Here is a 10359-nt window from a genome sequence, read left to right as displayed (position 1 = left end):
ACTTAAAGCATGGCCATTGGGCACATCACCCTGGCGATGCTCGCCCACGCCTGGCTCGCTGTCACCGCGCTGAGAAACCGCGAACAAAACCCGCCGGCCGTCCCACCAGCGACGACCGCGGTGGGATACCAGCGCCTTCCCGGCGGCCTCCCGATCGCCGAGCAGCCGGAACCGGATAGAGCCATGATGGCCCCACTCACCCTCAACGAGATCCGTCACGTCATTGCCCTTTTCGGACAGGCCGCCATCCCATCGGCCGTGATCACCTGGTGGTCGGACTGGCGTCGCAGCCACCAGGCACGCGCCCGCCATTACCACTTCCAGACCCGGATCCGCGCCGCTCAAGTAACCGCCACACCGGCGGCAGCTACATAGAGATAACTGGGGCTGTAGTACTAACTCGGATAGCCGGGCCAGCAGCAGGTCCAGTACCTTCTCTTCCAGACCATGGTCGATGAGCCGCTGCCGGAACCCGGTCAACACCGTGTGATCAAACCCTGCGTCGGTCAGATCCAGACCGAGGGCGTATTTCCAGTCGATCCGCGCCCGTACCGCGTCGGCCGCCTGCCGGTCGGTGAGGTTCTCTGCGAACTGCAACACCGTGACCGGCGCCAACTGCCCCGGTGAGATGCCTGGTCTACCGCGCACGCCGAACGCCGCGAGGAACTGCTCATCAGTAAACAACTCGGGCAGCTCATCGCGAACACGGATTGCCAGTGTGCCTTTCGGGAACGCCGCACAGGCCACCGCCGCGGTCTGTTCAGGAACCTGCGGCCAACGGACGTGGCTGCATCGACATCGACCGACTCCTCCCGCGACCAGGGTCAGGGCCAGCCGCTCCGCACCATCCTCCATGATCACCACTCGCGAGGTGTGAGGGCCTCAGCGCCCAGCAATAGGGCAACAGAGTCCAACAGGGGTGACGGTGGTCTGTAACATCAACCGTTCTCCTCGGCTGGCGTTGGTCGGGAAAGCTCTCCGCTCCGCGCGGGATCTGCGCGGTGCCATCCCGTCCGGGCGACGGGGAGTGTCCGACTACCGGTGTTCCGAACCCGACGGAGGCGTGTCGGTGTCAGTGTCTGAAGAGGTCCGTCACGCGTTCTTGTCCGTCCTCGAACTGGTGCAGTTGGATCAGAGTGCCGTCCGGGTCGAGAACGAAGATCAGTCTTGACTTCCCGGTGGCGCTGACCGGCCCGATGACAGGAATGTTCCGGTCGACCAGCTCGTCGTGGGCGGCGTCGACGTCGGCCACGGTCAGGGCTATCTTCGGTCGGCCGTAGGGCGCCGGGTAGAGCATGTCGACCGGTTCCAGGGGCTGTCCGGTCGGATGGGGGCTGAACAGCTCGAGCATCATCGAGTCGACCCCGAGCCCGACCCGTCCCCAGGTGTCGCCGCGGGCCTCGAAGTACACCTGAAAACCAAGCGCCTCCGTGTAGAAGGCCACCGAGCGATCGAGATCGGTCACTGTCATCCCGACGTGCGAGAAGCATCGGATCTTCATCGGGACGAAACCCCGCGGAGTCGTGTCACGCGGCCTCGGTCTGAACCGGCCGCGCCGCGCTCCGACTCGAACCACCCGAGACGACCTGTCGGCCAGTGCATCAGTTTCGGTCCTCCCGTCACGTCGACGTCTCAACTGAGCCGCAGCGCGATCCTGATCGAGTCACGGCCGGGGACCTTGCGGGTCAGGAGGGCGAAGGCGTCCTCGAAGCGTTCGAGGGGGAAGGTGTCGCCGAGCAGGTCGGCGGTAGGTACCTTGCCGGCGTTGATGAGGTCGACGGCGCCCTCGGTGTCGAGGCCGGCGCCGGGGTGCAGGGTGATCCGTCGGGTGGGGATCCAGTCGCTGTGGAAGCCTTCGAGGGGGCGGTCCTTCATCCCGGCGATGACGACGTGGCCGCCCTTGTGGACGAGGTCCATGGCGAGGTTGACGGTGACGGGGTTGCCGGCGGCGGCGTCGATGACGACGTCGGCCATCCGGCCGTCGGTGAGTTCGCGGACCCGTCCCACCGGGTCCTCGGTGTCGACGTCGATGGTGTGGTCGGCGCCGACGCGCAGTGCCCAGTCGAGGCGGAACCGGTCCTTGGCTGTTCCGGTCACGATGACGGTGGATGCTCCGGCTGCGCGGGCGGCGACGATGGTGGCCATACCCATGTGGCCGGGCCCCTCGATGAGGACGACGTCGTCCTGACGGACGGGGGCGACCCAGGTGACCGCGCAGCTCAGCGGTTCGAAGACGGTGAGCTGTTCGGCGGGGAGGTCCTCGCGCAGGCGGTAGACCTGGGAACCGGGGAGGAGCTCGAGGTGTTCGGCGAACCCGCCGTGCAGGCCGGAACCCTCGTCGACGGAGAAGTCGTGCCCGTAGATCCGGTAGCCCTGTGGGGTGACGAGGAGTTCGCGCACGGCGACCCGGTCGCCTTCGGTGGCACCCCACTCGTGAGCGGTGGCTGTGTCGATCTTCTCGATGCGGCCGACGATCTCGTGGCCGGCGATGGAGGGGAAGGCACCGCCCCAGGAGGTGTGGACATGGCCGCGGAAGTGGTCGATGTCGCTGTGGCACAGGCCGGTGGCCTCGACGCGCAGGACGGCGCCGCCGGGCTGGGGGTCGGGGACGGGGAGGTCGCGTTCCTCCCAGGTCTCGTCGCCGTTGAACACGATGGCACGGCTCATCTCAGGGACCTCCTTAAACAGCTTCTCGGCTCTCTTCGCCGCGCCGGGGAGCCGGGGCCCCTCCCCCGGTGATAGTGCCGCAGAGCTGATGACCCTCGTCGCGCTGGGATCAATCCTCGCCGTCCGGGCAGCCGGGTCGACCCCGACCTCGCAGGTCGACCCGGCCGGCTCTCGCAGAGCGTCGGCTCAGCGTCCAGGCTTGCGGTAAAGACTGAGCGGAACCCGACTGAAGATCGCGTCCAGTTCGGTCAGGTCGTTGTCTCGGCCGTCAGACCAGGTGACGTAGGCGTACTTGTCGTCCAGGGCGATCCAGGACCAGCGGTCACCGGGAGGTCCGGCGTGCGCGGCCGGCGCGGTTTCGCGGTTCACCTTCACCGGGGCGCTGAACGATCGTCCGTGATCGAAGGAGACGACGGAGAACGCGTCGACCGCGGTTGTCCTCCACATCACGCCCAGATACCCCTTCGGGCCGAAGTCCATCCACGGCCGCTGGGCATCTGGGGCTGCGATCACGGCCGGTCCGGTCCAGGTCTTACCGGCATCCTTGGTGACGTATACCTCAAGGTTGGCCTCCCTGGGGACCATGACGGCGAATCGCCCGGACTGTGAGGGGTCGGCCGATACCCAGGGGATGGGGTCGGCAGCACCTCGCTGCTGCGGGACCGGCAGGAGCGGTCCACTTCCTGCCGGGACCGGAGTCCCCTTGCCGTCGGTCACTGGGAGGTCCGTCCAGGTCTGCCCATCGTCGCGGCTGACATGCAGCGTCACTACGCTCTCCTGGCTCGCGGAGACCAGGATTCCGTCGTGGACGGCGAGCTGACGACCCGGGTAGCCGCAGGCGGGCGGACGCTGCGGAGACACCACGACACAGGGTCGGGGACCGGGAATCACCCTGGACGGGCCCCAGGTCTGACCACGGTCCGCGCTGACGGACACCGCGCTCGGGTACTGCCATTCGAGGCCGCCCACCGCGTAGACCTTGCCGGTCGCGGCGTCCACGCGGAGCTTGGGCGCGCCGCTGAGCACGAGCGGCGTCTTCACCGGACCGGACCACGTCCGACCGCCGTCGAGCGACCGGGAGACCACGACGCTGTTCGTCTCATTGGCCGTGGAGTCAGGGCCGACCTGGTTGTTGAGGATGTAGAAGGTTCCCTTGGCGTCGACGGCCACGTTCGGTTCGCCGCACTGAGGTCGGTCGCCGAGGGGCCAGGGCACCCGCGTCCAGGTTTGGCCCTGGTCCTGGGAGTGGGCGAGGAAGCACTCCCCGGTGGGATAGAGACCCGGATGCGGAAGGAAGATAGTCGAGGTGAAGACCAGGTTCTTGGGGTTCTTCGGGTTGATGGCGACTGCCGGCTGTCCCTCCTTGAAATCCGGGGTGTTGGTCATGTTGATCTCGAGGATTTTTTCCCGGTCGGGTTTTCCTGGCTCCGCCTGGGCGGCAGAGGTGCCGGATAAAACGGCCACCGCGGATAGTGCGATTCCGCACACTATCGCCCTGGATCGACCCGGTAACAACGTCACGGTCTTCCTTTCTGTCCTTGCCGCAGGGTTCCGTCAGCTATCTGCTGGCGGTCCGAAGAGCTCGGCGAGTCGGCTCCTCGCGCCGCCGAACTCCTGTAGTTAGATGGGGGTCCCGTCGGAGTCTGCTATGAAGAAAAACCGTGAGACCCGGGTGGTCGTGATGGGACACAGCGGCGTGTCCAGACGACCGCACGATGAGAACTCACTCGATGAAGTCAACCGAGTTCGGTCAGGCCCGCGTGGGTTCGCTGTATCTGGCGGTTTTCCATGCGATCGACGACGGTCGAATGGTCCGGAGCGTGGCCATCGGCCGACCCTCCGTTCCTATGCCGAGCGCGGCGTCGGTAGCCCCCAGGCAAGCCAGTCCACACGAACCGGAGAGCGTAGGCGGTGCCATGGCGACCGGTACCAGGAAGCGTCGATCCCGGGGCGGAGGATCCGTCCGCACCCTCCAGCGACCGGCTCAGCCAGAGGCACCCCGCGCCCCGGGTTGCGCCGCCACACGCCCCCAACAGGAACGCTTCGCTGCACACAATAGCAGTGGCACTAATCTCCCCTTACGAAACATGGCCGACCTTTCGTCAGTGCTTGGACCTGCACCGGAGCGCTCTGAGGCATCAGGCCCGACACACCCGCCCATCCGCCCCCTCTGGTGAGATTCCGTCGTAGCATGACAGCTTCCTGGCAGACCGCCAGCGCATACCGCGCCGTTGATCTGCTCCTCACACACCACGAAACATCACTCAGGTACACCCTTCTTACGGAAGAGAATCTTAGCCTTACTAGGTTATCCTGTCAACACTTTTTAAAAACATGTGCTTAAAAATTCGATGATCCCGAGGAGGGCCGGAGGCATCAAAGTCACCAGCGTCAGCCGCTGGCACCCGGTCGAGTAGCCTCGCGAACCAGGGGGCGACGTAAGACGGTGGCGTCGCCACGCCAAACGGATTCTCACTTGATTCTAATCAGATTAGTTTAATACGAACGTGACAATACTATTTTGCCGTAGTGTAAGATTTTTGTATGCCACCACGCCAGAATGATGTCTCGGATGGAGCGCGGCCAGGAGGTCGGGACCGGCTCAACTCCAAAGGCATGACAACGCGTCAAATCATCTTGGAGCGAGCTGAACAGCTATTCGCGGAACGTGGCATCGCGGCTGTCCCTCTGCGCGATATAGGCCTGGCCGCAGGACAAAAGAACAACGCCGCCGTCCAGTATCACTTCGGTGACCGCGAGAGCCTACTCAAGGCGATCATCTCCTATCGCGCCTCCGTGAGCGAGCGAGTCCGGGCCGAAATACTCGCAGACCTGATCGCCAAAGGCGAGCCTCCACAGGTCCGCGATCTGGTCAAGGGATTCATACTGTCCCTTGCCAGCCATCTGGAGGATGGTAACTACTACTTAGCTTTCTTGTCACGGTACATAATTGAATATGGAGGATACATAGGCCTCGAAGGTTCGGTCTCCGCCAGCACTGTAAATACCTTCATGAGCCTGCTACATCGACTCCTGCCCGAACATCGAAAATCCGTCCTAGACGAACGTTGGATGATCGTTATGACCACCACGGTGCATACATTGTCTCGTTATCAAACGGCAATGCAGGCCGGTGAGCTACCCGCGCCTTTCCATGAACTTCTCGACGACCTTGCGGACTTCCTAACGGGCGGCGTCGAATCGACGCCACAGCGGACCAGGGGGATGTAGAGCCCGTTAATTGACCAGAATATCGACCGGATACGAAATCTGCAGTACGCCTACACCTCAGCACCCAGGTAAGTGAATACTCTCGCATTTCGTGGCGTTTTTCGCCTGTGGGGCTCCAAAATCCGGGTCTCGGCCTGTGAGCTGACCTGTTACGGATGATGTGATCGCCAGTGGGGGGTCGTCAGGCGCCGTTACGTGTGCGTGCCAGAATTGTGCTACCGGTCCTGAGCTGCGCCGTTAAGCGACCCGCTCATATTCGTTGATCAGGCCGCCGAGGATGGGCTGGCGTTTGACGTTCCTGGGTCAGGTCGGCGACGGGGTGGTCGGGTCGTGGTGGTTGAAGGTCGCGGCCGCGGTTAGGTCGTTGTCCGTTGCAGTGGGCCGCGTACTCGGCCAGGACCGTGCGCAGGTGCCGTTCGCCGAAGATCAGCGTACGGTCGGTGACCTCGGTCCGGACCGTCTGGACGGACCGTTCCGCGTAGGCGTTTGCCCGGGGGTTCGGCGTGGGATCTTGACCGCGTTGATACCGGCATCGGCGAGGACCGCGTCGAACGACGCGGTGAACTGCCGCGGCCACTACGAACTCTCCGTCGATGCCGACCCGCGCAGACTGTTGTCCGCTGCCCTTGTCGAGCTCGCACTCGCCGTCTGACGATCGGACCCGTGCGGGTGCCGGCACGCCGCACCTTCCCAGAACGCAACAGACCCGTCAGCGTCAGGGAGGTAGCCGTGCGAGCGTCGCTGTCGTTCGACTTCCCAGGGTGTCTTCTACTATGTCGCGGTCTACATCACTCAATCTTCTAAGTTCTGGCTGAGGCCTGTTCGTCATCGGTGTATGGGGCGCCGCCGGGCACAAAGTACACCTCGTGTCTGTCGCGGGCGAGGCGGCCGTAGTGTGGTGCGGGGAAGTGCGCCGGGAACAGGAACGCGCCCTCGTCGAGCGCCCGCTGTGCCAGTCCCCGTCGGGTGGCGATCGCGGTCGCCAGATCATCGCACCCGGGCAGGTGAAGCTCCGGTCGAGTCAGCTGGATCGGATGGTGGAACGCATCCCCGCTGAAGTATGCCCGCACGCCATCGGAAGCAAGGCGTAGCACCGCGTGTCCGACCGTGTGGCCCGCCGCAAGCTCGACGCTCAGGCTCGGTGAGACCTTGTAGGGTACGGAGACGATCTGAGCCAGACCCGCGTCGACGATCGGCCGTACACACTCGTCAAAGACGTCGGGGTTGAAGTCGTTGGGATGTCGGACCGGATTCGCGGTGTCCCACCGCCGGTACTCCTGGTCAACGAACATGTAGGCCGCGTTGGGGAATGTCGGTACCCATGCCCCGTCAACCTGCCTCGTGTTCCAGCCACAGTGATCGTGATGAAGGTGGGTGCAGAAAACGACGTCGACTGTATCGGTTGACACACCGGTCCGGGCTAGCCGGTCCAGATACGGAATTTTCAGGTCGTCAAAATAGGGCCCTCTTCCCTTGCGACCGTTGCCGGTACAAGGATCGATGAGCACGGTAAGGCCGTCAACCCTCACGACCCAGCTATGGCTCGAGAACTGGAAAGTCATAGATTTCCTGTCCAGAAATCCGTCGGGCAGCTGGGTAATTCGACGGGAGATGAGCGCTCTGTCGTTGGTAAGAAGGTCGAGTGAAACTGGAAGCGACTGCTCTTCCACTCGATCGACGAGAGCGCCACCCAATCTGAGTGTAGACATATCGCCAGGCTATCAATGGAGCAGTCGAATTGGAATACGCGCGGCCGAACCGGCCGAGGCCTGTGGGTGCCGGAAACTGGGTTCGGGTCATGCGGCCTGCCGGTATTCGTGGATGAGCCCGCCGAGCCGATCATGTCGGACGACCGAGGTGCCGGGTTCGGGCGGTGGGTCGGCGCCGGTGCTGAGCGGTGCCTGTTGCTGGAGTGACCGGTGGGGGCGGTGCTGGTTGTAGTGATCGACGTAGTCGGTGAGGACAGTGGTGAGGTGTCGTTCGCCGAGGATGAGGAGGTGGTCGAGGCACTCGCGGCGGACGGTGCCGACCCAGCGTTCCGCGAAAGCGTTCGCGACCGGAGTCCGCGTGGGCGTCCGCACAATATTGATGTTGTCGGTGGTGAAGACGTGTCGAAGGCGGCGCTGAACTTTGTATCGCGGTCACGGATGAGGACCCGGAACCGTTCCGCCCGCTCGCCTGTGGTCATGAGCAGATTGCGGGCTTGCTGGGTGACCCAGTCGCCGGTGGGGTGGCGGGTGACCCCGGCGAGGTGCACCCGGCGGGAGTCCAGTTCGATGAAGAACAGGACGTGCAGCTTGCTCAGCAGGATGGTGTCGACGGTGAAGAAGTCACACGCGAGGATGGCGTGGGCTTGGGTGTGCAGGAACTGTCGCCAGGTGGGGCCGGAGCGGCGGGGTGCGGGATCGACGTGGGCGGAGCGCAGGATCGTCCAGACGGTACTGGCCCCGACCGAGTAGCCGAGTCGGACGAGTTCGCCGTGGATGCGGCGGTAGCCCCAGTGGGGGTTCTCATCGGCGAGGCGGAGGATCAGTTGGCGGATCTCCGCGGAGGTGGAGGGTCGGCCGGGTGGCCGGTGCGGTCGGGTCCAGCGGCGGCGGACCAGCTGGCGGTGCCAGCGCAGAATCGTCTCTGGTCGCACTAACAGGATCGACCGGGACGCCCGCGGGAGCAGCCGTGTCAGCCCGGCCAGGATGGCGCGGTCGGCCCAGCAGAACCGGGGCCGGGCGACTTGGCGGCGTAGCACGGCGAGTTCGTGGCGGAGCACGAGGATCTCGGCGTCCTTCGCCGCCGAGCTGCGAGCCACCAACCCCAGCCAGCCCACCAGCCGACAGAAGACGAGATAGATCAGCCGAACCGCCATGGCCAGGATCATCCACGTGGTGGTGTCCCGGTCAAGAGCGCTTGTAGTCGGTAGGGGTACAGGTGTCCGATCGCCTCCGGGGGGAAGGCCTATCGATCATTGGGTGAGACAGAAGCCCTGGTCAGGTCCTGCGGACGAGTTTCGGGCACCTACAAGTGCCGAAGCAAGGATGACTCGAGAAGAAATCGCCGCCATGGTCGACGCGCTAGGCGACATAGTGGCCACTTTGATCGAGGCTGACCCCACAGACAAGGCGGAGGTCTACCGGCAACTGGGCCTGCGCCTGACCTACCAGCCCAAGACGGGCATCGTGGAGGCCACCGTAAGAATCGGCCCACGCTACCGTGGGGTAATGGATCGTGTCCGAGGGGGGACTTGAACCCCCACGCCCCGCAAAGGGCACTAGCACCTCAAGCTAGCGCGTCTACCATTCCGCCACCCGGACGAGTGGTGGTTCTGGGCTGCTCGCCCGCACCAGAGGTGACTCTACACGGTCGCGACGGCGACTGACGCTACGCCCGACCACCGGTCGATCAAGCACTGACCGAGGCTCCCCGGCGCGGCCTCCGGCCTCCGCCACCAGCCGGCCTCCCATCCGCCACCGGTGGCCGGCCACTCGCCATCCGACGACCGGCCGATCCGCTTCAGGCAGGGCGTTCCACGCCCCTTCGCGTGCCGGGACTGTCCCCGATCGACACAGTGCGCTCGCGGAGGGCCGGGGCGGATCCGCCCGCTCAGCATCAGCGTGTGGGCCGAGATATAGGTGAACCGGCCCGGCTGATCCGTGGCCGGCCGATGAGATTTGGCTGCCGCGCCGGTCTACCTACCGAGACACCACCTGACTCGAAGGGACCACCGCCATGGCAAAGGTCATCTCCACGCTGTTCATCTCGGCCGACGGCGTGGCTGAGATCAACCCTGACTGGCACTTCCCGTACTTCGACGAGAACATGGGTCGCGCCGTCGCCGAGGACTATGACACCTCCGACGTGCTGCTCATCGGCCGCGTGACCTATGACAGCTTCGCCGGGGCATGGCCAGCCCGCGAGGCAGCGGGCGGCGAGGACGCGCCGTTCGCCAAGCAGCTCGGGGACGTGCGCAAGGTGATTGTCTCGCGTCAGCCGCTCGAGTTCTCCTGGCGCAACTGCGAGCTGGTCGAGGGCGACGTCGTCGAGGCCGTCACCGCGCTCAAGGCTGATGCTGGCATCAGGGGCATCCTGATCCCCGGCTCGATCTCCGTGGTACGGCAACTGCTCGCCGCGGGGCTGGTCGACGAGCTCCGCCTGCTGGTGCACCCGGTGGCGGCACGCAAGGGCCGCCGGTTGTTCGACGACGGCGACACGCCGTACCACCTGAAGGTGACGGCGACGGAGGCGTTCCCGACGGGCGTGATCCGCATGATCTACTCGCCGGCCGATGCGCCCATCAAGGTCGGCTACGACCAGGTCAAGGACCAGGTGCCCGCAGGGAAGTAGCCGCGCGGCCAGGGTGTGGGGTCGGTTCCTGAAACAGGACGGCGCCCGCCGCAGTAAACGCGGTGTGAGGCCGAGCAGTACGCGAGGACTGGAATCCAGTACTAGAGGGTGTCTGAAAAGAGT

At 64.8% G+C, this 10359-nt stretch carries 6 protein-coding genes, 1 tRNA gene and 4 pseudogenes; 3 read left to right on the top strand and 8 right to left on the bottom strand.

Annotation, left to right across the window (positions count from 1 at the left end):
• Positions 1–21: 21 nt before the first annotated feature.
• Positions 22–375, top strand: a pseudogene (locus E0504_RS46335) (IS701 family transposase); the annotation flags it as partial.
• A gap of 36 nt (positions 376–411) precedes the next feature.
• On the opposite strand, the pseudogene E0504_RS53095 reads toward E0504_RS46335, so the two are convergent.
• The 4 genes and pseudogenes from E0504_RS53095 to E0504_RS46315 all read right to left on the bottom strand — a co-directional run.
• Positions 412–855 (bottom strand): annotated as a pseudogene (locus E0504_RS53095) (transposase); the annotation flags it as partial.
• Positions 856–1072: 217 nt separating this feature from the next.
• On the bottom strand, positions 1073–1501 hold the full coding sequence (locus tag E0504_RS46325; RefSeq protein ID WP_112104790.1) for a VOC family protein: 429 nt from the start codon (positions 1499–1501) through the stop codon (positions 1073–1075).
• Positions 1502–1632: 131 nt separating this feature from the next.
• Positions 1633–2667 (bottom strand): zinc-binding dehydrogenase, encoded by a 1035-nt coding sequence (locus E0504_RS46320; RefSeq protein ID WP_112104791.1) that lies wholly within the window; start codon positions 2665–2667, stop codon positions 1633–1635.
• Positions 2668–2853: 186 nt separating this feature from the next.
• Complete coding sequence (locus E0504_RS46315; RefSeq protein WP_207974710.1) at positions 2854–4053, bottom strand: sialidase family protein; 1200 nt, start codon at positions 4051–4053, stop codon at positions 2854–2856.
• A 1158-nt stretch (positions 4054–5211) separates the two neighbouring features.
• Here E0504_RS46315 and E0504_RS46305 point away from each other — a divergent pair.
• A complete protein-coding gene (locus E0504_RS46305; protein WP_112104793.1) occupies positions 5212–5898 on the top strand; it encodes a TetR/AcrR family transcriptional regulator in 687 nt (228 codons plus the stop codon).
• A gap of 237 nt (positions 5899–6135) precedes the next feature.
• On the opposite strand, the pseudogene E0504_RS53090 reads toward E0504_RS46305, so the two are convergent.
• The 4 genes and pseudogenes from E0504_RS53090 to E0504_RS46280 form a co-directional block, all read right to left on the bottom strand.
• Positions 6136–6465: pseudogene (locus tag E0504_RS53090) on the bottom strand (integrase core domain-containing protein); the annotation flags it as partial.
• A gap of 233 nt (positions 6466–6698) precedes the next feature.
• Entirely contained in the window at positions 6699–7568 is an 870-nt protein-coding gene (locus tag E0504_RS46295; protein ID WP_235013829.1) for an MBL fold metallo-hydrolase, read from the bottom strand.
• A 126-nt stretch (positions 7569–7694) separates the two neighbouring features.
• Positions 7695–8761: pseudogene (locus E0504_RS54755) on the bottom strand (integrase core domain-containing protein).
• A 360-nt stretch (positions 8762–9121) separates the two neighbouring features.
• Positions 9122–9206 (bottom strand) — tRNA-Leu (locus tag E0504_RS46280).
• Positions 9207–9621: 415 nt separating this feature from the next.
• Between E0504_RS46280 and E0504_RS46275 the strand changes: the two genes are divergently transcribed.
• Positions 9622–10236 carry a dihydrofolate reductase family protein gene (locus E0504_RS46275; protein WP_071065230.1) on the top strand — a complete coding sequence of 205 codons (615 nt, stop codon included), beginning with the start codon at positions 9622–9624 and terminating at the stop codon, positions 10234–10236.
• Positions 10237–10359: the final 123 nt, after the last annotated feature.

The sequence above is a fragment of the Parafrankia sp. BMG5.11 genome (assembly GCF_004337455.1).
This window is presented reverse-complemented; position numbering and strand designations above follow the sequence as displayed.